We start from the raw sequence: 25,668 nt of genomic DNA, 5'->3' as shown, positions 1-25,668 counted from the left end.
GATCGCCGTGCCCCGGGTCCGGTGGGGTGTTCAATGGGCCATGACCACCGTGACGGCGAGCTGACCGGCCGGCCATGTCCTCGCCCGGACCGCAGTGGGCGCTGTGGTCGGGGGAGCCGGGCGCGACGGCATACCCCGGCGGTCTGGCCCAGCGCGGCGGCACGGTGACGGACGCGGGCTGCCTGACCCGCACCCCCGTGTTCGGCGTGGCGCGTCCGCGTGACGAGGCCGGGGTCCGGTCCGCGCTGGCCTACGCCGAGGAGCACGACCTGGTCGTCTCCGTGGGCGGCACGCAGCACGCCCTGGGCGGGCAGGCGTCATACCCGGGTGGGTTGGTGGTGGACATGCGCGGCCTGGACGCGGTCAGCGTCGACGAGGCCGGGCGGACCGCGACCGTGCAGGCGCGACGTGGCACCAGGTGCTGGAGGCGGTGCACCCGGTCGGGCTGTCGGTCGCGACCATGCCGAGCGTCGACGTGCTCAGCGTCGGGGGCACGGTCTCCGTCAACGCCCACGGGATGGACTTCCGCGCCGGGAGCTTGTCGTCGACGATCCGCTCGCTGCGGGTGATGCTCGCCGACGGCGCCGTGCACCGCGTCGGTCCGGACCAGCAGCCCGAGCTGTTCGGGGCGGTCGTGGGTGGCTACGGGCTCTTCGGCGTGGTGCTGGACGTCGAGCTGGAGCTGGTCGAGAGCGAGATGTACCGGCTGCGCAGCCGGGTCGTCGAGCACCGCGACTTCCCGGAGGTCTTCGCCGCGCAGATGGGGGGTGACGACGCGGTGCGGCTGACCTACACGCACCTGTCCACGTCGCCGGGCAGCCTGCTGCAGGAGGCGATCGTCTACACCTACGAGCGGACCGGCACCGACGAGCCGGTCCCGCCGCTGAGGGCGCGGGCGTCGGACCGGACGAGCCGGCTCGTCCTTAACCTGGCCCGGACCGGCGACACGGGGCAGCGGCTGAAGTGGGCGGCGCAGCGTCACGTGCTGCCGCGCGTGCGCGGGTGCGTGCAGTCGCGCAACGAGGCGCTGCGCGAGAGGGAGGCGTGCATGGTCGCGCGCAACCAGGCGATGTACGAGAGCCTGGGGTTCCTGCAGAACCGGCTGCCGCAGTACACCGACGTGCTGCACGAGTACTTCCTGCCGCACGACCAGATCGTGCCGTTCCTGGACGAGCTGCGGGCACAGCTGGGTGCGCACGACGCGCAGCTGCTCAGCGCCTCGATCCGGTCGGTCCACCGCGAGGACATCCTGCTCGACTACGCACAGGGGGAGCGGTTCTCCGTGGTCCTCTACCTGAGCCAGGGGGTCAGCGACGCGGGCAACGAGGACATGGCGTCCCTGACACGGGCGCTCGTCGCGACGTCGCTGGAGCTGGGTGGAACGTTCTACCTGCCCTACCAGCAGCACTACACGAAGGAACAGGTCGTGCAGGCATACCCGCGCCTGGAGGAGTTCTTCGCCGTGAAGCGGCGCTACGACCCGGGTATGCGGTTCCAGAACAGCTTCTCCGCGCGGTTCGGGTGAGGGGGTGTGGCACGAGGGGAAAGGGCGTGCGCGCTCAGAGCTCCGCGACCCGGCAGTACTGAGAGGCTGTCCGGGCCAGGCGGGCGTTCGACATGCTCCAAGCATAGAAGCATGCGCAGCGCGTGCAACAGGTCGGCCGGCGGGACGGGACGGGCTGAGCTGCTGCATGTGCGGCACGCGGACCTGCACTGCACGGACTTCGTCGTCCCACCCCGTACCGTGGCTGGATGGAGACGGCGACGACGCCGGGTGGTGCAGAACCACGACCCGTGCAAGGACGTCAGCGCAGCGAGGAGCGCGCTGGCGCGACAGGGCTGGCCCTGCCGGGTTTTCTCCTGGCCGCGGTGCTCTACCTGGAGGTCATCCTGCGGGTGCAGACCGACGCCCCGTTCTTCACCGTCGGACTGCTCTACGCCGCCCTCTTCGCGGGTGTCACCGCGCTCCTGGTGTCTCTGGTCGCGGGCCTCTTCGTCGGGCTGGCCCGTGATGTGGTGGTGGCCCTGTGCCTGGCGTTCATCACGCTGCTGTTCATGTCCCAGTTCATCTACTACGACATCTTCAAGACCTTCTACACCGTCTTCTCCGCCACCAATGCCGGCCAGGTGGCCGAGTTCAGCGGCGACATCCTGGGCAAGGTCCGGGAGCACGCCGGATGGCTCCTTCTCCTGGCGGTGCCGCTTCTCCTGTTCCTGGTGTCCAGACTCAGGGTCCGTGACCGGCCGCGGGTCACGTGGAGGCAGAGAGGCGTCACAGCCGGACTGCTCGTGGTCCTGTTCGTCGCAGCCGTGGCCGCGATCAACCTGGGGGACAAGGAGCAGAACAGCGCCTACGCCATGTACTACCGGGAACAGCATCCCGTGGCGTCGGTGAACCGGCTGGGGCTGGTGACGAGCATGCGGGTCGACCTGCAGCGCAACATCCTCGGGTTCGAACGAGAGCTGCCCCCGCCACCGGTGGCGCCCCCGCCGACCCCAACGGCGGCGGGGGACACCACGACCCCTGCGGACGATGCCGCGGAGACGTCAGGGGACGAGACCTCAGGGGACGGGGCCGAGCCCCCTGCGACGGCGCCGGCGGTCGCGGAGAAGAACGTTCTGGACATCGACTTCGAGCAGCTCCTCGCCGACGCGGACAGTGAGGAGCTGCGCACCATGCACCAGTACTTCAGCACGCGCGAACCGACCAGCACGAACGAGCACACCGGCCTCTTCGAGGGATACAACCTCGTCTTCCTCACCGCCGAGGGATACTCCCACCTCGCCGTGGACCCCGTCCTCACGCCCACGCTCTACAAGATGACCCACGAGGGGTTCAACTTCACCGACTTCTACACCCCCATCTGGGGCGTCAGCACCTCGGACGGCGAGTATGTGGCTACGACCGGCCTCATCCCCAAGAGCGGGGTCTGGAGCATGTACCAGTCGGGGGAGAACTCCCTGCCGTTTACCATGGGCAACCAGCTGCGGCGGCTGGGCTATGAGACCGACGCCTTCCACAACCACACCTACGACTACTACCGGCGCGACGTCTCCCACCCCAACCTGGGGTACGACTACCGGGGGGTGGGCAACGGACTGGAGGTGACCCCCACCTGGCCGTCCTCGGACATCGAGATGATCGACGTGACCACGGCCGAGGTCCTCCAGGACGAGCCCTTCCACGCCTACTACATGACGGTCAGCGGGCACCTGGAGTACAACTTCGGCGGGAACTTCATCGCCGCCAAGAACCGGGACCTCGTCGAGGACCTGCCGTACACGGAGGCGGGCAAGGCCTACCTGGCCACGCAGATCGAGCTGGACCGGGCGCTGGAGCTCCTCCTGGAGAGACTGGAGGAGGCAGGGGTCGCGGACCGGACCCTCATCGTCCTGAGCTCCGACCACTACCCCTACGGCCTGACGACGGAGGAGATCGAGGACCTGGCCGGCCATGAAGTGGACAGCGACTTCGAGCTGTACCGCAACAGCCTGCTCATCTACGCCGAGGGCATGGAGCCCGAGACCGTCGACCGGCCGGTGTCCAGCCTGGACATCATCCCCACCATCTCCAACCTCATGGGGCTGGAGTTCGACTCGCGGCTGCTCATGGGCAGGGACGCCTTCTCCGACGCCGAGCCCCTCGTCATCTTCAGCAACCGCAGCTTCCTCACGGACCAGGGGCGCTACAACAGCATCACCCGGGAGTTCACCCCCCGTGACGGACAGGAGGTGCCGGACGACTACCGGCAGACCATCTCGGACGAGATCGACCGTCAGTTCTACTACTCCACCATGATCCTGGACCACGACTACTACCGAAGCGTCGTGGAGCGGTAGAGGTTCGCGGGCGGTCAGAGGCCGACGCCGAAGACCAGCGGGACGAGTGTGTAGAGCATCACGGTGATGAGACCCAGCGAGATGAGGTTGAGCCAGACCCCGGCCCGCACCATCTGCGTGATCGACACCTCGCCGGAGCCGAAGGCGACGGCGTTGGAAGGTGTGGCGACCGGGAGCATGTAGGCCGAGCACACGGCCAGCGTCACCGCGATGATCATGAGCAGCGGGTCCATGCCGATGCCGACGGCGACCGCGCCGAAGATCGGGAAGAACGCCGCTGCCGTCGCGGTGTTGGACGTCAGCTCGGTTAGGCCCAGCCCGACGACGGCCACGACGACCAGGATGAGCACCGGTGGCCACCCCCCGAGCCCAGCGACCTGCTCGCCGATCCAGGCGCTCAGACCGGTGGTGGAGAACATCGCCGAGAGAGAGAGACCGCCGCCGAAGAGGAGCAGCAGCCCCCAGGGGATCTCCTTGGCCGAAGACCACCGCAGCAGGGGGGTACCGCTCGGGTCGACCGATCGGCGCTCGGCCGGGACCAGGAAGGTGGCGATGGCGGCCGCCATGGCAACCTGCGGGTCCGAGATGTTGGCGATGAACGGGACGGCGGACTGCACCGCCGGCACGTCGGCGATGAAGGGCACGACGACCCAGAAGAAGATGGCGGTGGCGAAGATCCACGCCACCCGACGCTCCGGGGTCGTCATCCGGCCCAGCAGGGTCAGCTCACCGCGGATCATCTCCGCCCCGCCCGGGATCTCGTCGACCTCCGAGCGGAAGACGACCTTCGTCAGGACCACCCAGGCGATGAGCAGCATGAGCAGGGCCCACGGCACGCCGACGAGCATCCACTGCCCGAACTGGAGGTCGACGGCATGGGCGTCGGCGAGGTAGGCCTTCATCAGCGCCATCGGCGGCTGACCGATGAGGGTGGCGGTCGAGCCGATCGTCACGCCGTAGGCCACGCCCAGCAGCATCGAGGCGGCGAACTTGGGCCCTGCCGAGGCGGCGTCGACCCGCCGCACGAGCTGCAGCACCGAGACGGCGATCGGCACCATGATGACCGCCGTCGCGGTGTTGGACACCCACGCGGAGATGAACGCCGAGGACAGCATCAGGCCGAGCACGATCTGGGCGGGCCGCGTGCCGACGCTCCGGATCGTCAGGAGCGCGATCCGCAGGTGCAGGTTCGACCTCTCGGTCGCCAGCCCGAGAATGACGCCTCCCATGACCAGGAAGACCACCGAGTCGGCGTAGGGGGCAGCCACGTCCTTGAGCGGCGCCATGCCGAACAGGGGGAACAGCACGAGCGGCAGCAGCGAGGTGACCGGGATCGGTGCCGCCTCGGTCATCCACCAGATCGCCATCCACAGCGCGCATCCGGCGACGGCGCGGCCCTCGAGGGAGAGCGAGTCCGGCAGCAGGACGGCCAGGAGCAGGCCGGCTGCTGGCCCGAGCGCGAGCAGCCACCACCGTCGCGGTCCTGCCGGGTCGAAGGAGTCACCCGGTGGGGTGTTCGTGGCGGCGGGCCTGGTGGGGGCGGTGGTGGGGGTCGTCGTCATGGCAGCCTCGGTGATGTCGATGGACGTTCTTGTCACCGTAGGGCTGGTCATAGAGAGGGATAAAGGGCCAACTGATACTGGATTGATGCTGTGAAGGCATCACCCCAGCACGCGTGAGCGCCGCGGGACGTCAGTCCCCGAACCGCTCCCGGATCGTCACCAGCTCGACGGCGAGCACGTCGAGGTCTTCGTCTTCCTCGCTGACCGGCACCCACCGCGGGGTAGGCAGCGCGCGCCGCTCCTCGTCGAGGACGACGAACACGGTCCGGCAGAACGTCGTCAGCTGCAGCTCGCCCGTCGCCGGGTCCCCGGAGCGGACGTGGACGCCGACGTGGACCGCGTGCTCGCCGGTGTGCAGCAGCCGGGCCTCCACCTCGACCAGGTCGCCGATGCGCAGCGGCTGGTAGAAGCGCACGCCCCCGGTGAAGATCGCCACGTTGGAGGGGTTGGCGGTCCACCGGGTCACGAGGACGTGCGCGGCCTCGTCGATCCAGCGCATGACGATGCCGCCGTGCACCTTGCCGCCCCAGTTGACGTCGGCCGGCGCCGCCAGGAAGCGCAGCACCTCGCGCGGCGCCGTGCCCGCGTCGCTGTAGGTCTGCCGCTCCATCGCCGCCTGCACCTGGTCGCGCAGCTCCTTGCGGCGCTCGGCCCACCCGGCCAGCAGCCGCTCCTCCATCGACCGCGGCTCCAGCGGCGGCACCGGCGTCGGCCGGCCCTGGCCGTCGACGGCGACGAAGATCATCAGGCACTGCGTCGCCGGCTCCAGCCCGCCGGTGGTCGGCGGTCCCGAGCTCACCTGCACGGTGATGTGCATGCTGGAGCGGCCCGTGAGGATGACCCGGGCCCGCGCCTCCACGAGGTCGCCCACCTCCACCGGCCGGCTGAACCGCACGTTGCCGACGTAGGCGGTGACGGTGTACCCGCCGCTCCACCGGGCGGCAGCGGCATACCCCGCCTTGTCGATCCACTCCAGCACCCGCCCGGCGCTCACGCTCCCGGACTGGCCGGCGTCGGTGGGCGCAGCGAGGAAGCGCAGCGTGATCTCGGGGTCGGGCACGAGGTCAGGGTATGCCGCGGCCTCCCGAACCGGGCTACGGTCGTCTCGAGAGACCCACCGCTGCGACGAGGGAGCGACATGCTGCGTCCCCAGGAGAGCCCCACCCGCGAGCTGAAGAGCCTCGACGGCATCTGGAGCTTTCGCACCGACCCGGACGGGGTGGGCAGGGCCGAGCGCTGGTATGCCGCGCCGCTGGCCGGGGCGCGGGACATGCCGGTGCCCGCGAGCTTCAACGAGGTCGTCCCCGACGCGGAGCTGTTCGACTACGTGGGGGAGGTCTGGTACCAGACCACGACGCGCGTCCCGCGGGGCTGGCGGGGCCAGCGGGTGGTGCTGCGGTTCGGGTCGGCGACGCACGCAGCGACGGTCTGGGTGGGCGACGCGGAGGTGGTCAGCCACGTCGGCGGATACCTGCCCTTCGAGGCGGACGTCACGGAGCATGTCACGGCGGGGGAGCCGGTCACGGTGACCGTGGCGGTGGACAACCGGCTGTCGTGGCAGACCATCCCACCGGGCTACGTCGAGGAGACCGACGCGGGCCCTCGGCAGCGCTACTTCCACGACTTCTTCAACTACGCGGGTCTGCACCGGCCGGTCGTCCTCGGCTGCACACCGCACCTGCACGTCAGCGACGTCACGGTGACGACCGGGCTGGACGGGTCGACCGGCACGGTGGGCTACGACGTCGCGGTCGGCGGTGGCACCGCTGAGGTCGGGGTCGAGCTCCGCGACGCGGACGGTCGGACCGTCGCCTCGGGGGCCGGCGCCCCCGGCCAGCTGCGGATCGACGACGTGCACCCGTGGCGGCCGGGGGAGGGCTACCAGTACGACCTCGTGATCACGGCCACCGGCGGGGACGAGCAGGACGTCTACGTGCAGAAGGTCGGGATCCGCACGGTCGAGGTCCGCGGGACGCAGTTCCTCATCAACGGCGAGCCGTTCTACTTCCGGGGTTTCGGCATGCACGAGGACCACCTGGTGCTCGGCAAGGGCCAGGACGCCGTATCGATGGTGCACGACTTCGAGCTGCTGCGGTGGGTCGGGGCCAACTCCTTCCGCACCTCGCACTACCCCTACAGCGAGGAGGTGATGGACCACGCCGACGCGCACGGCTGGGTCGTCATCGACGAGACGCCCGCGGTCGGTCTCAACCTGGCTCTCAACGCGGGAGGCCTGGCCGGGAGCGGGACGTTCTCCGAGGAGCGGATCGGGGAGGAGACTCAGCGCGCGCACGAGCGGGAGATCCGGGAGCTCATCGCCCGGGACAAGAACCGGCCCTCGGTCGTCGTCTGGTCGATCGCCAACGAGCCCGAGTCGGACACCGTGGAGGCGGAGCGCTACTTCGAGCCCCTGTTCCGGGTCGCCCGGGAGGCCGACCCGACCCGGCCGGTCGGGTTCGCCAACGTCATGCTCGCACCAGCCGGAGCGTGCCGCGTGACCCCGCTGGCCGACCTGGTCATGATCAACCGCTACTACGGGTGGTACGCCTTCCCCGGTGAGCTGGAGGTCGCGCGCCGCCGGCTCGACGAGGAGCTGGCGCGGTGGGCGCAGGACGGCAAGCCGATCATCGTCACCGAGTACGGCGCCGACACCCTGGCCGGCCTGCACGCCCTGACCCCGTCGCTGTGGACCGAGGAGTACCAGGTGGACCTCGTCACCATGACGCACGAGGCTTTCGACGGGTGCGACGCGGTGGTCGGTGAGCACCTGTGGAACTTCGCCGACTTCCAGACGGCTGCCGGGTTCATGCGGGCGGACGGCAACAAGAAGGGGGCGTTCACGCGGGACCGCCGCCCCAAGGCCGTGGCGCACCTGCTGCGGCGGAGGTGGACGGGCCCTCCGCTAGCCTGAGGCGCACCACCAGACCGGCCACTGCCGACCGGTCCTGACCGGCACAGCAGGAGGAGAAGCGACGTGCGCATAGGCATCCTCACCGGCGGCGGTGACGTCCCGGGCCTCAATCCCTGTATCAAGGCCGTGGTCAACCGGGTGCACGAGCAGGGGCACCAGGTCACCGGCATCCGACGAGGGTGGGGCGGACTGCTCAGCACCGACCTCGACGACCCCGCGTCGGTGTCCGAGCACCTGGTCGAGCTCGACCCGGTGGCGGTCCGCACCGTCGACCGCACGGGCGGCACCTTCCTGCACAGCTCGCGCACCAACCCGGGGCGGGTCCGCACGAGCGACGTGCCGGGCTTCCTGGCCGGCTCGGTCAGCGGTGACGGCCCGCACGACCTCACCTCCCACGTGCTGGGGGTGATCGAGGCGGCCGGCATCGACGTGCTGATCCCGATCGGCGGTGACGACACCCTGTCCTACGGGCTGCGGATGCACGAGGAGGGCGTTCCGACCATCGCGATCCCCAAGACGATGGACAACGACGTCAACGGCACCGACTACTGCATCGGGTTCTCGACGGCGGTCACCCGCGGCGTCCAGTTCATCCACAACCTGCGCACCTCCACGGGGTCGCACGAACGGATCGCCGTCGTCGAGCTGTTCGGCCGCTACTCCGGCGAGACCTCGCTGATCACGGCATACCTCGCCGGGGTGGACCGGGCGCTGATCCCCGAGGTGCCGTTCGACCTCGACCGCGTCTGCGAACTGCTTCTCTCCGACAAGGCAGCAAACCCGTCCAACTACGCGATGGTGACGATCTCCGAGGGGGCCACGCTCACCGGCGGCGACATGATGCTGTCCGGCGAGGCCGACGCCTACGGCCACCGCAAGCTGGGCGGCATCGGGCAGGTGACCGGTGAGCTCATCAAGGAGCGGACCGGGGAGGACATCATCTACCAGCAGGTCGGCTACCTCATGCGCTCCGGCAGCCCGGACTCCCTCGACCTCATGGTCGCCACCAACTACGCGGTCATGGCCGCCGACCTGGCGCTGGACGGCTCGACCGGGCGGATGGTCGCGCTGCGCAACGGCAGCTACAGCAGCGTGCCGATCTCGGTGACCGGCGAGGGCGTCAAGCGGGTCGACGTCGGCGAGCTGTACGACGCCACGAACTACCGCCCGATGGTGCGGCACGTGCGCGGCAAGCCGATGTTCCTCTACTAGAGGACGGTGCCGCGGAGGACCTGGGTGCCCAGGCGCACCCGAACCCGTCGCACTGACCCGAACCCTCCGCGCGGCGCATCCGTCCGGGGCGTGGTGGGCGAGGATGGGCACGTGGACCAACACGAGCGGCTCACGGGTCTCGAGGAGGTCATGGGCGTGGACCGACCAGCTGAGGCGCCACAGGTCCTCCCTCGTCGTCGCCCTGCGGTGGCCGGCATCCTCCATCTGGGCCTCGGCAACTTCCACCGGGCCCACCAGGCCGTCTACACGGCCAGAGCCCTGGACACCGAACCCGGCCCGTGGGGGATCGTGGGCGTCGCGAACCGGTCCCGACGGGTGGTGGACGCCATGACTGCGCAGGGCGGCCGGTACAGCGTGGTCACGCTCGACGCCGACGGCCCGCGAGTCGAGGTGCTCGACCTGCACCTGGAGACCCTGGTGATGGCCGAGGAGCCGGAGAGGGTGGTCGACCTCGTCTCGCACCCTGACATCCGCGTGGTGACGTTGACGATCACCGAGAAGGGCTACCGACCCCCGGGCGGTCTCCGGGGGCACGACACCGGAGAGGACGTCGGGGACGGCACGCCGTGGGTGATCGACCTGCTGGCGCGGGGTCTCGACGCTCGTTTCCGTGAGGGCGGTCGACCGATCTCGGTGGTGAGCTGCGACAACGTGTCGGGGAACGGGCGTGTGCTCCGCGCTGTCGTGACCGAGATCCTGGAGAGGGTCCCCGGCCAGGACGACCTCCTGGCCTGGCTTCGTGACTCGGTCGGCTTCCCGTGCACGATGGTCGACCGGATCGTCCCGGCGACGGAGCCTCGGCACACCGAGATGGTCCGAGACCTCACCACCCTGCACGACGCGGCACCCGTGCCTGCCGAACCCTTCTCGATGTGGGTGATGCAGGACGACTTCCCCGGAGGGCGGCCCGCCTGGGAGAAGGCGGGAGTGACCTTTGTCGACGACGTCCTTCCCTACGAGCTTCTGAAGCTGAGGCTCGTCAACACCACGAACTCCCTGCTGGCCTACCTGGGACTGCTGCTGGGGGAGGAGCTGATCGCCGACTCGCTGACCCGTCACCCGAGCGTCCGCGCCGTGGCGGCCCACGTGATCCGGCACGAGATGCTCCCCACCTTCGAGCCGCCCCCGGGGCTGGACATCGACCGGTACGTCGAGCAGCTGTTCACGCGCTTCAGCAACGTCGAGGTCGGGCACCGCACGGCCCAGGTCGCCTCCGACGGTTCCCTCAAGCTGCCGATCCGCATCGTGGAGCCCGTGCTGCACCATCACGACCGAGGCTCTGTCCCTGCCGGGCTCGCCCTGCTGGCGGCCAGCTTCGTCAGGGTGTTCACCGGACCACCGTCCACCGGGGTGGCCGGGCGCACCGTGCCCGAGGACCCTTCGGCCGAGCGCTATCGTCGGCTCGGGGCCGCGTACCCGGGCAGCCACGAGCTGGTCCGCGCCGTCCTCACGGGCGGAGCGTTCGGAACCAGCCTCGCTCCCGCCGGCCCGTGGCTCGACACCGTCGCCGACCTGCACTCGCTGATCGTCGAGGAAGGCGTCGAAGCTGGTGTCCGACGGGCGCTGGCCCTCCGGTCCGGCCCCGTGGAGTGACCGGCGGGTCGGCAGATCGTTCTCGCGCTGGACCTGGGTTGGTAGGTTCCCCAGGTCGAGCTTCCACCCCAGCCACCCCGACCCTGGAGACGCCATGCGGGCCCTGACCATGACCGACTACCACCGGATGGAGGTCGCTGACGTTCCCCGTCCCTCCCCGGGTCCAGGAGACGTCCTCCTGCGGGTGACCGCGACCGGGATCTGCGGATCCGACATCCATGGATTCACCGGGGAGAACGGCCGCCGGCATCCTGGGCAGGTCATGGGCCACGAGACGGCGGGGCATGTGGCTGCGGTCGGGGACGGCGTGGACACCGACCGCTTCCCCCTCGGCGCAGCGGCGACGCTCAACCCCGTCGTGCTGCCGGAGAGCGACCTGAGCACCTACGCCGGACGTGAGCAGCACTGCCCTCGCAAGCTGGTCATCGGGGTCGCCGCAGAACGTCAGGCGGCGTTCGCCGACTACGTGGTCGTGCCGGACCGCAACGTCGTGCTTCTCGCGCCATCGATGCCGGTGCACCTCGGGGCACTGGTGGAGCCTCTCGCCGTGGCCGTGCACGCGGTCCGCCTGGGCGACCCTGCGCCGGGGGAACCCGTTCTGATCCTCGGTGGGGGACCCATCGGTCAGTCCCTCATCCTTGCGCTGCGGATGGCCGGCGTCGACCGTGCGGTCGTCTCGGAGCCAGACAGCAGGCGACGCGACCTCTGTCGAGAGCTGGGGGCACAGACGATCTCCCCGACGGACGGGGACGTCGCCGAGCAGGCCCAGCAGGTGGCGGGCGGACAGGTCGCGCTCACCCTGGACGCGGTGGGGATGACCTCCACGCTCGCCGACGCCCTGCGGGCTACGTCTCTGGGCGGGACCGTCGTCCTCGTGGGGATGGCCTCCCCGACCGTGACAATCCCGGCGTATGCGGTGAGCACGGGGGAGCGCGTGATCCGCGGATCCTTCACCTACGCGGCTCAGGACTTTGCGGACGCCGCGGCCTGGCTGGGAGAGCACCACGGACAGGCCGCTCCCCTCGTCTCACGGGTGGTCTCGCCGGAGCAGGCGCCACAGGCCTTCCTCGACCTCGCCGGGGAGCAGCCGGACCCGGGCAAGGTGCTGGTCCGTTTCGACGACACTCCTCCCGGACCTGCGGGGGCGCCGAGCTGACCACCGCGAACGTGCGTCCGTCCCGATCCGTCGGGCGGTCCTGACGACGTGCACGAGTCTCCCCGCCCGAGGCGCGGAGGCGGGGTGCTGCGGGCCGACACGGTGGTCGCACTCCTCATCGCCTCAGAAGGCCTTCAGCACTGCTGAGTGGTCCAGCTCGCCGTCGCCGTCCTCGACGAGGCGGGCGTAGAGCTGGTGCGTCAGCCGGGAGACGGGCTGATCCAGGTCGTACCGGCGTCCCGACTCCAGGACGAAGCCCAGGTCCTTGAGCTGGTTCCGGCAGCTGCCTCCACCGGTGAAGTCGTCGGACAGGTAGCGCTCCCTCTTGAGTCGGAGGGCCGTCGAACCCGCCAGCCCCCCGTCGAGGATCTCCAGCACGCTGTCCAGATCCAGTCCACCCGCACGAGCCAGGCGCAGGGCCTCGCCCAGTCCCGCGAGGGTGGCGGCCACCACCGCCTGGTTGCAGGCCTTGGTCAGCGACCCGGCACCGAGCTGCCCCATGTGTCGCACGGTGGACCCCATCGTGCGCAGTCCGGGGGTGAGCGACTCGACGTCCTCGACCGCACCCCCGACCATGATCGACAGGGTCCGCTCGTGCGCACCGGTCGGACCGCCGCTGACCGGTGCGTCGACGAGCCGGACTCCCTCTCGAGCGAGTCGACCGCCCAGCTCGACGACGGCAACCGGGCTGACCGTGCTCATCACGACCAGCAACGGCTGCTGGCCGGGGGCCGTTCGCCTCGACCATCCGGCGAGAAGACCGTCGGGGCCATCGAGGCGGTCCACCAGCTGCGGCAGGTCGGGCAGCATCGAGATCACCGCGTCCGTCCGCTCGGACACCTCTCGTGGGCAGGAGGCGGGCACGACCGCGCGGTCGGTCGTGCGGGCCAGGTCGTCGACCCGCTCCGGGTGACGATTCCAGGCGACCACCTCGAAGCCGCCCTCTGCCAGGGCCCGGGCCATCGGCAGCCCCATCGGGCCCAGGCCCAGAAAGCCGATGGTGGGGGTCTTCTCCGGATCGTTTCCCATGGGGTCATCCTCGCTCCTGAGAGGGTCGGTGGGCGAGGATGTCTGCGTGGACCAACACGAGCTGCTCATCCGTCATGCCGTCGCCTGGGCTGAGAAGCGCAGGCAGCCGCTGGACCGTGACCTCCTTCAGACGGTCCTTGAGCTGCGCGACTTCCACGACGCAACCGCTCCGCAGGACTGGCCGGCCGGCAGCGCCGAGCACCTCATGCTGGTGCGCTGGCCCTCGCACGGGCCCTCCGGCGAGCCCGACGTGGAGCGGCTCGTCGCCACGCTGGACAGCTTCTGGCGGTTCCTGCGCGGAACCGGCCGGATGGCCTCGTCGTCGGCCGACCCGCGCGCGCTGACCAAGGAGGCAAGGCGGGCGGCGCAGGCGATGCCGGCAGCCTGTGCGGACCCCTCGCGTCACGGGGCCACGAAGTCGCTGATCGAGTTCGGCGAGAGCATCGGCCTGTCGCTCGAGGGGGTCGCGTCGGTGGAGGAGGCCAACCAGCGTCTCCAGCAGATCGTCGAGGCGTGGAACGCCCTGCCCCAGGACCAGCGGCACGCGCTCTCGTCGCCGTCGGCGCACCAGGGCAGCCTGCGGGGGATCGCGGCGACCGAGCTGTTGGCCGGTGCCCTGGGGGACGGCGAGCTCGGCGACGGGGACGTCGTCGACGACGACGACCCCTGGGGGCTGGCCGACGACAGCGGCATCATCCCGTTCGCCGACCTGACCGAGGTCGCGGCCGGGGTGCGCAGCTCACCCTTCGTGCAGCAGTGCCGGCGCCTCGCCGAGTGGGTCGGTCGGGGCAAGGAGGTGACCCCCAAGGAGGTCCTGCGCCTGGCACCCGCCCGGGAGGTGTATGACGTGCTCGGGCTCTGGGAGTGGGAGCGGGGCGAGCAGCAGCTGTGGGACGCCGCGGGCGACCAGCTGGACCTGCCCCTGCGGTCGGAAGAGCTGCTCTCGACCGCGGCACGGGACTCCTTCCGCAGCGCGGCCGACTGCCGACCGCTCGACCGGCTCTGGCTGCCGTCCCTGGAGGCGGGCCTGCTCGCCATCGAGGGCCGGAGGGCCGTCGCCGTAGGGGCCGAGCCCCGGTCGGACGAGGAGTGGCGCCACCTGGGCGTGATGCTGCTGGCCTCCCTGCTCATCCACACGGAGCCCCTCTACGTGCACGCGGTGGTCGGCGCCCTCGTCCACCTGCTCGACCCGGCACGGCATACCCTCCCGCTGGACGACCTGGAGGACTGGTGGTGGCAGAGCCCGCGCAACCCCTACGCCGGTCCGGGGGAGGGGCGGACCTGGCGGACCGCGAGCGACCGCCTGCTGCGGCGGGCGCTGCACGAGATGGACGACACGGGGGTCTGGCGCCGCGAGGGTGGGCAGCTGCGGCCCACCCCGCTCGGTCACGACGTCGCGCTCCTGTCGGCGCAGCTGGCCGAGGCGGGGGTCATCGAGGGGTAGGCCGGGACTTGTCCACCCCGCGGAGGCGACAGCCTGGGAGCCCTGCAGCCCAGGCGTGGGCTCCCGTCAGAAGCGTGACGAGCTCCCCGCCCCGCTGAAGCTCCCCCCACCGCTGTAGCCGGAGGACCCGCCGGAGGAGCTGGAGCGCGACTGCTCCACCTCGCTCTTGCCGGTCGACCAGCCGGACACGAACGAGCTCGACCCGAACCACATCCAGGTGGGGTAGGCCGTCGCGATGATCGTGGGCTCGGAGATCCGCCGCTCGCGCTGCGCGCGCATGGCCTTCTCCATCGTCTCGCGCTCGTCCTCGTCCTCCCCGAACTCGCGCGCCACGGCCCCGGCGAGCGCGTCGAGCCGCTCGCTGAGCCGGTCACGGGTGGTGCGCAGGTGGTCCAGGGCGTCGTCGGGGACGACCCTGCGATGCTCCAGGTCACCGCGCAGGCGGTCCAGCCCGGCCAGTGCCTCGGAGGCGAACTCGCGTAGTTTCTGCGCCTCCCGCAGGCCACGCATCTCCTCGGGCAGCTCCTTCTCCAGGAGGGGTTCGACGCCCTCGAGGTCCTCGCGCACCGGGTCGACCTGCCGGTTCCAGGCCTCGACCCACGTGTGGTCGCGGTTGAGGAACGCCGCGGTGTCGGCGATGACGTCGTCGAGGTTGTCCAGGGACGTCGCCTTCTCCTCGTAGGCGGCGAGCCGCTCCACCACCTCCGGTGTGTCGTAGTCCTTCTCGCGTATGCCGCGCGCCTCGTTGCCCAGGTCCGTCAGCTCCCGGAAGCCGCGGGTGTAGTCGTCGTAGCGCCGCAGCATCAGCCCGCCGTAGCGCGAGTCCTCCGGGATCAGCCGGGCGTGCAGCTCGGTCACCTCGTAGTCGCGCACGACGCTGGCCATCGCCGTGTCGCCGGCCGACCGGCTCCGGCGGCTCTTGCGGGCCCGGTGCATCCCGATGCCCAGGAAGGTGCCGGCCCCCGCCAGCGTGACCAGCGACGCCGCGCCCGCGGCGACCATCCCGCCGGGTCGCCGGATGAGCGGGGCGTTCATCCGGTCGGCGGCCGCCTCGACGCCGGCGACGGACCCCTCGGTCCACCGGCCGGCGCGGAAGTCGTCCTTGGCGGCGTCCTGGATGGCCAGCTGGGCGTCCTCGCCGACCTTGCGGTCCTCGCCGAAGTAGGTCCCGACCAGGCGTCCCTCGGGGTCGACGGCGAAGACGAAGAGACCGTCGGCCCACTTCTGCTCGTCCTCGCTCAGCCAGTCGGTCCGGTTCTCGCGGGCGTGCTCCAGGACGGCGTCGTTGAGAGCAAGGTCGTCGGTGAGGGCCTGCTGCCCACCCCGGTGGCTGAACACCGCCACCGTCGTCGGCTCGTGGAACCGGACGTCCTCGATCCCCGCGAGGAGGTCCGGCTGGAAGAGGATCTGGGCGGTGTCCTCCACCTGCACCTCGGTCGCCGCGTGCTCCGGTGCGCCCACGAGGAACCAGCCCACGCTGGCCCCCACCACCCCGAGCGTCGCTGCGCCCCCGACGAGCACCCGCTGACGGATCGACATACCCCGAGCTCCTCTCCGCGGCCGAGGGTCGGCCCACGATCGTGGCTGCGACGCGGCCACGTGCGTCCATGGTTCCACCGACGCAGGACCAGGAGCGGTGCGGGGTCGTCGCGAGCCGTGGTTCTGGCACGCTGTGCTCATGCGCGCGTTCGTGAACGACCTGGTGGGGTCCGGTGCTGACTCCTGACCAGACGCGGTATGCCCGCTCGGGCACCGTGGACATCGCGTTCCAGACCGTGGGCAGCGGCACCCGGGACATCGTCGTCGGGATCGGCTGGGTCTCGCACCTGGAGCTGCTCTGGGAGCTGCCGGAGACGGTGCACTTCCTCGAGCGGCTCGCGAGCCTGGGCCGGCTGATCCTCTACGACGGAAGAGGCACCGGGATGTCGGACCGGCCCACCGGAGCACCGGCGCTGGACGACCTCTTCCCCGACCTGCTGGCCGTCCTCGACGCCGCAGGCAGCAGCCGTGCGGTCGTCGTCGGGTGGCTGGACAAGGCAGCCGTCGCCCTTGCGCTGGCCGCTCGGCACCCCGAGCGGGTCGAGGCGCTGGTGCTGGGCGAGGCGCTCGCGTCCGCCGTCCCGCGGCCCGGCCACCCGGCAGGGCTGGAAGCGGCGGTGCTGGAGCGTCTCGCGGACTCGGTCGAGCACGGTGCCTGGGGGTCCGGCCAGCTGCTGCAGTGGATCGCGCCGACGGCCAGCCGGGAGCCCCGCGTGATGGCATGGTGGCGCCGGTGGGAGCGGATGTCGGCCACTCCGAACACGGCTGCCGGGCTGCTGCGCACGCTCCTCGACGTGGACGTGCGCGGCCTGCTCCACGACGTCCGGGTCCCGGTGCTCGTCCTGCACCGGGCCGGGAGCGAGTTCATCCCCGCCGCGGTGGTCCGTTGGGTCGCCGAGGAGCTGCCCGACGGGCGCTACGTCGAGGTGCCCGGCGACGAGCTGGCAGCGTTCTTCGGAGACACCGACGCGTTGATGGACGAGGTGGAGGAGTTCGTGGCCGGCACGCGCACGGGGGCCGACGGGGACCGCGTCGTGTCCACGATGCTGGTCACGGACGTCGTCGGCTCGACGGCGCGGGCGGCCGCCCTCGGCGACCGGCGCTGGCGCGAGCTTCTCGAGTGGCACAACCAGGAGGTGCGGCGCCTGCTGGCCCGCCACGGCGGGACGGAGGTCGACACCGCGGGGGACGGCTTCCTCGCCACGTTCGAGCTGCCCAGCCGGGCGATCACCTGCGCGGTGGCCATGAGCCAGCACCTGCACGAGCACGGGACCGAGATCCGCGCAGGACTGCACACCGGCGAGGTGGTTCGCGTGGACGGCGCCGTGCGGGGGGTGGCCGTGCACGTGGCGGCCCGGGTGGCGGCGCTGGGCAGGGCGGGGGAGGTGCTCGTCACCGGCACGGTCCGGGACCTCGTCCTGGGGTCCGGCCGGACGCTCGTGCCGCACGGTGAGCACACGTTCGCCGGGGTGCCCGGGACGTGGGAGGTGCTCGCCGTCGAGGTGGCGGGCGGGTCTCCTTCAGACGGTGACTGACCCCTGGGCGGAGCTCGCGGACTGTGAGCGCCGTCGCGTTCCGGACGCCCCGACCCGGGCCGTGAGGACGGCGGCCAGCGGCACACCGAGCCAGAGCCAGGCCAGGGTGGTCGTCGTGCTCACCTGGTCGTCGAGGGCCGGGTCGGTGAAGAGGTAGAGGTAGAGCACGAGGATCGACACCGTCCGCGCGACCAGCAGGGCACGGACCCGCTCGTTCCGGCGGCGATCGGCATACACGGGTGGGGGGTTGAGCCACAACGACGCGGCCGCCGCGGCAACGACGACCAGCTGCAGCGTGGGGCGGGTCCAGCCGTCCGGCCAGAACATGCCGAGGTGGAGGACGACGACCGGGACGACGAGCAGCACCATGAGGGCGCGACGGGACACCCGCCGCGCCGCGGGCAGGAGGACGATCACGAGGACGGTGAGGGTCAGGACCGTGTCCACCTGGCCCGGGGCCGCCCAGGCGGCCGGGTCGTCGGCGTCGGTGAACTCGATCCCGGCCAGGGCCGGACCCAGCCAGACGCCGGCGACGAGCCACAGGTAGACACCCGTCGTCAGGGGCCGACGGCCGCGCAGCGACCAGATGGCGGCGGCGAGCAGGACCATCACACCGGCGAGCTGCAGGACCACGACGTGGTCGATGAGCCAGTCGGCCGGACCGAACAACGGCGCGGGGTCGGCCAGCGGCCCGATGACCCCCACGGCGGTCGCCAGGACGACGGTCATCAGCGCGACGACGTGCATGACCCCCAGCAGCATCGTGAGGACGAGCATCCGCGTCGCGAAGCGTCCGCCCTCCAGGGGTCGGTAGCGGCTGACCAGCGCCACCGTGGTGACGAGGCCGGCGACCAGCACTGCGTGCAGCCAGGACAGCGGCTGGTCGAGGCGGTGCTGCCAGTAATCCTCGCCACCGAGGAAGCCGCCCGTGAGTTGCCGGTAGAGGGCGAGGAGGAGGACCACCTTGGCGCACGCGGCCAGGACGACCGCTCGGGTGCCGATGCGCCAGGTCAGCAGGGTCTCCGTCCGCTCGCGGTGTTCTTCGAGGGCCGTCGCCGCGGCAAAGATGGCGAGCAGGGACAGGGCCAGAGCAGAGGAGACGGCGAGCTGGTCGGCCCGCAGGGCGGACAGCGCCCGGTCGACGTCGGAGCCGAGGACGACGGCGGCGACGACCGCAGCGACGAACGGCACGGAGGCGAGGAGGCATCGGGTGGCCTCCAGCACCCGCCCACGGGCCGGCAGCGAGAGGGCGAGCACCGTGCAGCCCGTCCCGACGACGGCCGCTGCCCGTCCCCACCCGGACGACGGCAGCGCTGCGACAGCCAGGAGGGTCACCACGAGACCGGCCACGAACAGCGCGGCCCGGCGCCACCCGCGGGACCGACTGGAGGCGATGCTGACGGCGACCGCAATGGTCCCGAGGGCGACCATCGTGAGGAGCGCCTGCCAGGGGCGGTATGTCGCCCCGACGATCCGGTCCACCTCGGTCGGGCCCCACCATCCGGTGGCTAGGACCACGCACAGCAGGAGAGCGAGCACCTGACCCGCGAGGAGGGCCCACCTGACGGGGGCGATGAGGTGCGGCGTCAGGATCCTCTGCAGCCTCAGGTCGAGACCAGATCGCAGGCGCTCGCGTGTCCCTGGCGGTCTCGAGGCACCATCGGCGACCGGCGTCGAACCCTCCTCGTCGTCCACCAGCAGATCGGCCATGACGCCTCCGCGCACCGGATCTCCGCAGTCTGCGGAGACCTCCATGGTGGCGTCTCCGGTGCGTGGCAGCAATGGCCTCCTGGGCACTACCCTGCCGAGGATGAGCCGCATCTTCACCACGAGTTTCGCGTCGGTCTACCCCCACTACGTGACGAAGGCTGAGAAGAAGGGACGCACGAAGGAGGACGTGGACCGGGTCATCGAGTGGCTGACCGGGTTCGACGACGCAGCGTTGGCCCACCACCTGGAGGCGGGCACGACGTTCGAGGACTTCTTCGCGGCGGCGGACCTGAACCCCCACGTGTCGCTGATCACGGGAAGCGTGTGCGGGGTCAAGGTGCAGGAGGTCGAGGACCCGCTGATGCGCAGGATCCGCTACCTGGACAAGCTCGTCGACGAGCTCGCCCAGGGGCGGCCGCTGGAGAAGGTCCTGCGGGCGTAGGTGAGCGGGTGCAGGTCCCGGACTCAGACGCGTCCCTTGAGCAGCGCGGTGAAGTAGACGACCGGCTCGAGGTAGCGGTCGAAGGCCCACAGCGACCTCCGCGGGACGGTGAGGTCGATCAGGCTGGTGGTGGGCTGCGGCGCCCCCGTGCGGTCGAACTCGGCGAGCATGAGCCGCCGCCGGTCGACCGTGATGGGGATGATCGTGTAGCCGTCGTAGTGCCGCAGGCTCTCCCCGAGGCGGTGGCGGCGGATGTTGTCGGCCAGCACGTCGACCTGGCGGCGCAGCGCCCCGCCGGAGGGACGCGTCTGCACGTCGGCCACGTCGCCCAGGCTCCACACGTGGGGCAGCCGGCGGTGGGCGAGCGTCATCGGGTCGACGTCGACGAGGCCGCCGGTGTCCGCGCCGGCCACCGGCGCGAGCCACCCCGGAGCCTGGTAGTGCGGCACGACGAACGCCCGCTCCACGTCGTCGAGGACCTGCTCACCGGCACCCGTCCTGAGCGTCACGGTCCGGCCCGCGTGGTCGAGCGGGGCCACCGTCGCCCCGTGGCGCACGGTGATGCCGAGGCCTTCGACGTGCGGCGCCAGCCGACTGTCCGCGAACGGCAGGTCGAGGAGCGAGGAGTAGGGCGTGACGAGGTGGACGTCGATGTCGGCGAGGGCCCCCTCCTCCTGCCAGTGGTCGCACGCGAGGAAGAGCGGCTTGAGCGCCGTCCCCCCGCACGGTGCGGGCTCGGGAGGGATCGTGAAGACCACCCGGCCACGCGTCATACCGCGGATGGCCGTCCAGGTGTCCTCCGCGCGCGAGCTGAGGTTCGCGGTGGTGGCCCAGCCGGCGTCCATCGCCTCCGCCAGCCCGGGGACCGCTGCGAGGTCCGGCTCGAGGCCGGGGGCGAGGACGAGGACGAGGTAGCCGACGCGCTCGGCGGTGTCGAGCTCCACCTCTCGCTCGTCGGGGTGCACGGCGACCGCGCGGGAGGGGAGCCACGTGCAGCCGCTCGGGATCACCGACCCCGTCGGCCTGGTGAGGCGGGACATCGACGCCTGCCCGCCGGCGACGTGGTTGAGCAGCGGCCGCTATCGGTGGACCGGGAGCGCCCTGCGGTTGTGGCGCTCACGTCGGCTCGCGAGACTGGCCGTATGGCCACCAGCACCGACCTCGTCCAGTCCGTCCTCCTCGACGGCTTCCAGCGCATCGAGGAGGGCGTCGGCGCCGTCCTCGACGGGCTCACCGCCGACGACCTGAGGTGGCGCCCGGATCCGGACGCCAACCCGATCGGCTGGCTGCTCTGGCACCTGAGCCGCCAGCAGGACGCCCAGCTCGCCGCGATCGCGGGGGAGGACGAGGTCTGGACCGCGGGCGGGTGGCACGAGAGGTTCGGCCTGCCGTACGACCGCAAGGCCCACGGCTACGGGCAGGACAGCGACGAGGTCGGTCGGTTCACCGTCGCGGACCCGACCCTGCTCAGCGGGTATGCCGCCGCCGTGCACGGCCTGACCCGTCGCCTCGTGCAGGGGCTGGGGACGGAGGACTACGACCGGGTCGTCGACCCCCGGTGGGACCCGCCGGTGACCCTCGCGGTGCGCCTCTACTCCGTGGTGGAGGACGCAGCCAAGCACCTGGGGCAGGCGGAGTACGTCGGAGGGATGCTGGGCCGCCGCTGACGAGCCTGCTCTTCTACGACGGCGTCCACCGCCGGGACCGCGGCCTGGGATGTGACCTTGCGGACAGCGATGCGAGGGATCCCCGCCAGGTTGTCTATACTTTGTTCATGCTTCGATCCGCCGTCCGTCGTCTCCAGCGGACGGCGGGTGAGTCCCTGCGCGCCCGCGTGGCGGGCGAGGACGCCGCCGACCGCGCCCGCCTCATCTGGGACACCGCGGGGGAGCGGTGGTTCACCCCTCAGGACCCGGTATGGCGTGTGCACGCGGACGCCGCCATGTTCCCCGGGGGCGTCGCGGCGCTGCTGCTGCAGATGCTGCACCCCATGGCGATGGCCGGGGTCGCCGGGCACTCGGGCTACCGCGGGGACCCGTGGGGGCGGCTGCAGCGGACCAGCACCTACCTCGCGGCCACGACCTTCGGCACCACCCAGCACGCGCTGGCGACCATCGGCCACGTGCGCAGCATCCACGCGCGGGTGCGGGGCAAGGACGCGTTCGACCGCCCGTACCGCGCCGACGACCCGCACCTGCTGATGTGGGTCCACATCGCCGAGGTCGCCTCGTTCCTGCGCGCCTACCAGGCCTACGCCAGCACCCCGCTGACCGCGGAGGAGGCGGACCTCTACGTCAGGCAGGCCGGTGTCCCGGCCGCCCACCTCGGGGTGCTCGACCCCCCGACCGACGTGGCCTCGCTCGAGGCGACGGTGGCGGCATACCGGCCCGAGCTCGAGACGACCACCGCGGCCCGTGACGCGGCCCGCTTCCTGCTCGTCGAGCCGCCGCTGCCGGCCGGGGCGCGGGTCGGCTACTGGGCCATCGCCGCCGGCGGGGTCTCGCTGCTGGAGCCGTGGGCGCGTGAGCTGCTCGACCTGCCGCGCTCCGACCTGCTGGCACGCGGGCTGCTGGGGCCGCTGGGTCGTGCCAGCATCGGCACCGTGCGGTGGGCGATGGCGGGCGTGGACCGGGGCGCGGCGTAGGTCTTGGGGGTCTGACCTGACCTCACGCAGGAGCGACGGGACGGCCCGACCAGCTGGGGTCGGGCCGTCCCGTGCGCGCAGACCCCGCTAGCGTCGCCGTTCCTCCAGCAGGGCCCGGAGCGTCTCGGCGTCCAGCGTGCGCAGGTCGTTGATGGCCAGAGACTTCTCCACCTCGAGCAGGTCCGTCGTGGGCAGCGTGGCCAGCCGGTCCAGGACCGCCTGCCGCTCCGCGTCCAGGGGCAGGTGCGGGGACGGCGCGGGGGAGGCGGCGACGGCGCCGAGGTCGCGGCTGCCTCCGCCCTTGGGCACCGTCATGACGATCGAGATGATCGCCCCGAGGACGAGGAGCAGGTTGAACAGCATCACGACCATGCCCGCCTGACGGAGGTCGACGTTGGTCTGGTCGCCGATGAACTGGACGTTGTTGCCCAACAGGAGGGTCTCGGTGCCCAGCAGCCCGGTGAAGATCGCCAGCGACACCGCCGCCCCGATGGCGCTGCCGAGGGAGGAGGCCATCTTGTAGATGCCGGCACCGGCGCCCGCCTGGTCGGCCGGGAGGTTGGACAGGGCCGCGTCCGTCGACGGGGTGGCGTAGAACGCCAGGCCCAGGCCGAAGAGGGCGTAAGCCGCGGCCGCGAGGATCTTGTAGGTGTCCAGGAAGACCCAGGTGGGCGTGAGCAGCAGGCAGGTCAGCGCCACGATGAGCGAGCCCCAGATCATCGGCTTGCGGGGGCCGAACTTCTGCAGCAGCTTCTCTCCCACCCGGATGAACGCGATGATGGTCACCGCGTAGCCGAGGGTGAGCAGGCCCGCCTCCCAGGCCGACACGGCCTCCGGGTGCCCCTCCGGACGCGCCCGCTGGAGCATCTGCTGGCTGACGATGAGCAGCCCGATGGTCGCGTTGAGGATGAAGTTGGAGATCGTCGCGCCCGTGAAGGTCGTGTTCGTGAACAGGCTGAAGTCGATGAAGGGCGACGCCTGCTTGCGCTCCCACCAGATGAAGACCGCCAGGCCCACCGCCGCGAGGACGACGAGACCGAGGGTGACCAGGCTGGTCCAGCCCAGCTGCTTGCCGAAGATCAGCACGATCATCAGCGACAGCACGGTGACCATGAAGATGACCAGCCCCACGACGTCGAAGCTCCGGTGTGCCCGGCTCTCCACCTTGCTCTCCGGCGTGCCGAGGATGAGCAGGATCGAGACGATGCTGATGGCGATCGAGGCGATGAAGATCCACCGCCAGCCCACCGAGCTGGCTATCGCCCCGCCGAAGATCGCCGCGAGGCCCGACCCGCCCCAGGAGCCGATCGACCACATGGAGACGGCCCGCTGCCGACCGGGGCCGTCCCAGTAGGTCTTCACCAGGGCCATCGTCGCCGGCATGATGCACGCGGCGGAGAAGCCCTGGATCGCCCGACCGGCGAGCAGGAGCGGCAGGGCCGCCGCACCCGCGGCCAGGACCACCAGCAACGACCCGACGATGCCGGCGCCGAGGCCGAGCAGGGCGATCTTCACGCGGCCGACGCGGTCGGCCAGGCCACCCATGACGACGATCAGAAGCCCGGAGAACAGCGCGGTGATGGACACCGCGAGGTTCATCTGCTGGGCGGTGATCCGCTCGCCCTCGGAGTTGATCGAGCGCAGGATCTCGGGCGCGATCGTGCCGACGGTGCCGGCGAACAACCAGAAGGTGATGACTCCCAGGACGATGCCCAGGAGGAGCTTGTCGGTGCCGCGGTATGCCGTGCCGGCGGCGGGTGCGACGGCGGGCTCGGTCGTGGTGCTCACTTCTGCTCCTCGGTTCCCAGGTAGGCCAGCACGGCCACGACGGCGGCCTCGGTGCCGGTGCGCAGCACCGGCTGGACGGCCGGCGCGAACGCGGGGTTGTGGTTGGGCACGGCGTCCATGTCCGGGGTGAACCCGCCGTAGCCCCAGTAGGTGTAGGGCACCCCGAAGGCGTCCGGGATCACGCTGAAGTCCTCGCTGGCCGGGATGCGGCCCAGCTCGTGCACGCGGTCCTCGCCCAGGTGGGCGACCAGCGCCCGGGTCACGGTCTCGGTGACGACGGGGTCGTTGTCGGTGAGGGGGAAGGAGTCCAGCACCTCGATACCGGGCTCCTGCGGGCACCCGGCGGCGGCGCACTCGGCGCGCACGATGCGCTCGATCGCCTCCATGATCGTGGCGCGCACACCCTCGTCGTAGGCGCGGGTGTTGACCAGCAGGACCGCCTCGGCCGGGATGATGTTCGCCTTGTGGCCCGCCTGGACGCTGCCGACGGTCACGACGCCGAAGTCGCCGGGGGCGAGCTCGCGGGCGACGACGGTCTGCAGGCGCATGACGATGGCGGCCGCGACCACGACGGGGTCGACCCCCAGGTGCGGCATCGACCCGTGGGACCCCTTGCCGTGCACGGTGATCCGCAGCGAGTCGCCCGCCGAGAGGACGGGGCCCGCCATCGTGCCGACGTGGCCGGCCTCGGGAGCGGCGAGGACGTGCTGACCCAGGCACACGTCGGGGTGAGGCACCTTGTCGACCAGGCCGTCGTCGACCATGGCCCGTGCGCCCGCGCCGAGCTCCTCGGCAGGCTGGAAGAGGGCCACGTACGTCCCCGCCCAGACGTCCCGGTGCTCGCTGAGGAGCGACGCCGCGCCGAGGGCGCAGGCGATGTGGCTGTCGTGCCCGCACGCGTGCATGACGCCGACCGTCCTGCCGTCGGCGTCCGTGGCGGTGACGGTTGAGGCGTAGTCGAGGCCGGTGGCCTCGGTCACGGGCAGCGCGTCGATGTCGGCCCGGAACAGGACGGTGGGCCCCTCGCCGTTGCGCATCACGCCGACGACGCCACCCCCGATCTCCTGCACCTCGTAGCCGTCGCTCCCGAGCCGCCGCACGATCTCCGCACGGGTCTGCACCTCCTGGAAGGAGAGCTCGGGATGGGCGTGCAGGTGCTTGTAGAGCTCCTCCTGCCACGCGCTGGTCTCGTCGAGCCCCTCCAGGGCCCTGGTCACTGCCGACATCTTCGGTCTACCTTCG

18 protein-coding genes and 1 pseudogene are annotated in these 25,668 nt (G+C 71.3%); 11 read left to right on the top strand and 8 right to left on the bottom strand.

Annotation, left to right across the window (positions count from 1 at the left end):
- Window positions 1–74: 74 nt before the first annotated feature.
- Both ACI3ET_RS09700 and ACI3ET_RS09695 read left to right on the top strand, forming a co-directional pair.
- Window positions 75–1,525 (top strand): annotated as a pseudogene (locus ACI3ET_RS09700) (FAD-binding oxidoreductase).
- A 227-nt stretch (window positions 1,526–1,752) separates the two neighbouring features.
- The gene (locus ACI3ET_RS09695) at window positions 1,753–3,840 is read left to right on the top strand and encodes an LTA synthase family protein (protein ID WP_405032827.1); all 2,088 of its coding nucleotides are present in this window, start codon (window positions 1,753–1,755) and stop codon (window positions 3,838–3,840) included.
- 14 nt (window positions 3,841–3,854) lie between these two features.
- Here ACI3ET_RS09695 and ACI3ET_RS09690 read toward each other — a convergent pair whose 3' ends face one another.
- Both ACI3ET_RS09690 and ACI3ET_RS09685 read right to left on the bottom strand, forming a co-directional pair.
- A complete protein-coding gene (locus tag ACI3ET_RS09690) occupies window positions 3,855–5,402 on the bottom strand; it encodes an SLC13 family permease (protein WP_405032825.1) in 1,548 nt (515 codons plus the stop codon).
- 130 nt (window positions 5,403–5,532) lie between these two features.
- Window positions 5,533–6,462: an acyl-CoA thioesterase gene (locus tag ACI3ET_RS09685; RefSeq protein WP_405032824.1), complete on the bottom strand. Its 930-nt coding sequence runs from the start codon at window positions 6,460–6,462 to the stop codon at window positions 5,533–5,535.
- Between the two features lie 78 nt (window positions 6,463–6,540).
- Between ACI3ET_RS09685 and uidA the strand changes: the two genes are divergently transcribed.
- The 4 genes from uidA to ACI3ET_RS09665 all read left to right on the top strand — a co-directional run bounded on the left by uidA (window position 6,541) and on the right by ACI3ET_RS09665 (window position 12,295).
- Entirely contained in the window at window positions 6,541–8,313 is a 1,773-nt protein-coding gene (uidA, locus tag ACI3ET_RS09680; protein WP_405032823.1) for a beta-glucuronidase, read from the top strand.
- A gap of 63 nt (window positions 8,314–8,376) precedes the next feature.
- Window positions 8,377–9,525, top strand: coding sequence for a 6-phosphofructokinase (locus ACI3ET_RS09675; protein ID WP_405032822.1), 1,149 nt, complete (start codon window positions 8,377–8,379; stop codon window positions 9,523–9,525).
- Between the two features lie 111 nt (window positions 9,526–9,636).
- Complete coding sequence (locus ACI3ET_RS09670; protein ID WP_405032821.1) at window positions 9,637–11,139, top strand: mannitol dehydrogenase family protein; 1,503 nt, start codon at window positions 9,637–9,639, stop codon at window positions 11,137–11,139.
- Between the two features lie 94 nt (window positions 11,140–11,233).
- Complete coding sequence (locus tag ACI3ET_RS09665; RefSeq protein WP_405032820.1) at window positions 11,234–12,295, top strand: zinc-dependent alcohol dehydrogenase; 1,062 nt, start codon at window positions 11,234–11,236, stop codon at window positions 12,293–12,295.
- 123 nt (window positions 12,296–12,418) lie between these two features.
- On the opposite strand, the gene ACI3ET_RS09660 is transcribed toward ACI3ET_RS09665, so the two are convergent.
- Window positions 12,419–13,324, bottom strand: coding sequence for an NAD(P)-dependent oxidoreductase (locus ACI3ET_RS09660; RefSeq protein WP_405032819.1), 906 nt, complete (start codon window positions 13,322–13,324; stop codon window positions 12,419–12,421).
- Between the two features lie 46 nt (window positions 13,325–13,370).
- On the opposite strand from ACI3ET_RS09660, the gene ACI3ET_RS09655 reads away from it, so the two are divergent.
- Entirely contained in the window at window positions 13,371–14,768 is a 1,398-nt protein-coding gene (locus ACI3ET_RS09655; protein WP_405032818.1) for a hypothetical protein, read from the top strand.
- A gap of 66 nt (window positions 14,769–14,834) precedes the next feature.
- Here the strand turns inward: ACI3ET_RS09655 and ACI3ET_RS09650 are convergent, their stop codons facing one another.
- Entirely contained in the window at window positions 14,835–16,307 is a 1,473-nt protein-coding gene (locus ACI3ET_RS09650) for a DUF5129 domain-containing protein (protein WP_405032816.1), read from the bottom strand.
- 173 nt (window positions 16,308–16,480) lie between these two features.
- Between ACI3ET_RS09650 and ACI3ET_RS09645 the strand changes: the two genes are divergently transcribed.
- Window positions 16,481–17,842, top strand: coding sequence for an adenylate/guanylate cyclase domain-containing protein (locus tag ACI3ET_RS09645; RefSeq protein WP_405032815.1), 1,362 nt, complete (start codon window positions 16,481–16,483; stop codon window positions 17,840–17,842).
- Here the strand turns inward: ACI3ET_RS09645 and ACI3ET_RS09640 are convergent.
- On the bottom strand, window positions 17,828–19,552 hold the full coding sequence (locus ACI3ET_RS09640) for a hypothetical protein (RefSeq protein WP_405032814.1): 1,725 nt from the start codon (window positions 19,550–19,552) through the stop codon (window positions 17,828–17,830). The genes ACI3ET_RS09645 and ACI3ET_RS09640 overlap by 15 nt on opposite strands.
- Window positions 19,553–19,652: 100 nt before the next feature.
- Between ACI3ET_RS09640 and ACI3ET_RS09635 the strand changes: the two genes are divergently transcribed.
- Entirely contained in the window at window positions 19,653–19,994 is a 342-nt protein-coding gene (locus tag ACI3ET_RS09635; RefSeq protein WP_405032813.1) for a DUF2200 domain-containing protein, read from the top strand.
- Window positions 19,995–20,017: 23 nt separating this feature from the next.
- Here ACI3ET_RS09635 and ACI3ET_RS09630 read toward each other — a convergent pair whose 3' ends face one another.
- On the bottom strand, window positions 20,018–21,034 hold the full coding sequence (locus tag ACI3ET_RS09630) for an NAD(P)/FAD-dependent oxidoreductase (protein ID WP_405032812.1): 1,017 nt from the start codon (window positions 21,032–21,034) through the stop codon (window positions 20,018–20,020).
- Window positions 21,035–21,136: 102 nt separating this feature from the next.
- Between ACI3ET_RS09630 and ACI3ET_RS09625 the strand changes: the two genes are divergently transcribed.
- Both ACI3ET_RS09625 and ACI3ET_RS09620 read left to right on the top strand, forming a co-directional pair.
- Window positions 21,137–21,661, top strand: coding sequence for a mycothiol transferase (locus ACI3ET_RS09625; RefSeq protein ID WP_405032811.1), 525 nt, complete (start codon window positions 21,137–21,139; stop codon window positions 21,659–21,661).
- A gap of 107 nt (window positions 21,662–21,768) precedes the next feature.
- On the top strand, window positions 21,769–22,638 hold the full coding sequence (locus ACI3ET_RS09620) for an oxygenase MpaB family protein (RefSeq protein ID WP_405032810.1): 870 nt from the start codon (window positions 21,769–21,771) through the stop codon (window positions 22,636–22,638).
- 87 nt (window positions 22,639–22,725) lie between these two features.
- Here ACI3ET_RS09620 and ACI3ET_RS09615 read toward each other — a convergent pair whose 3' ends face one another.
- Together ACI3ET_RS09615 and ACI3ET_RS09610 are read right to left on the bottom strand one after the other, a co-directional pair.
- Window positions 22,726–24,426, bottom strand: a complete 1,701-nt coding sequence (locus tag ACI3ET_RS09615; RefSeq protein WP_405032809.1) for an MFS transporter — start codon at window positions 24,424–24,426, stop codon at window positions 22,726–22,728.
- Complete coding sequence (locus tag ACI3ET_RS09610; RefSeq protein ID WP_405032808.1) at window positions 24,423–25,652, bottom strand: amidohydrolase; 1,230 nt, start codon at window positions 25,650–25,652, stop codon at window positions 24,423–24,425. Before ACI3ET_RS09610 ends, ACI3ET_RS09615 begins: the two co-directional genes overlap by 4 nt.
- Between the last annotated feature and the right edge of the window lie 16 nt (window positions 25,653–25,668).

Origin of the sequence: Ornithinimicrobium jinqii, assembly GCF_045032595.1 — a bacterium.
In the GTDB taxonomy this organism is placed as follows: domain Bacteria; phylum Actinomycetota; class Actinomycetes; order Actinomycetales; family Dermatophilaceae; genus Ornithinicoccus.
Note: the sequence above shows the minus strand (reverse complement) of the source record. Positions and strands in the feature narration are given on the sequence as shown.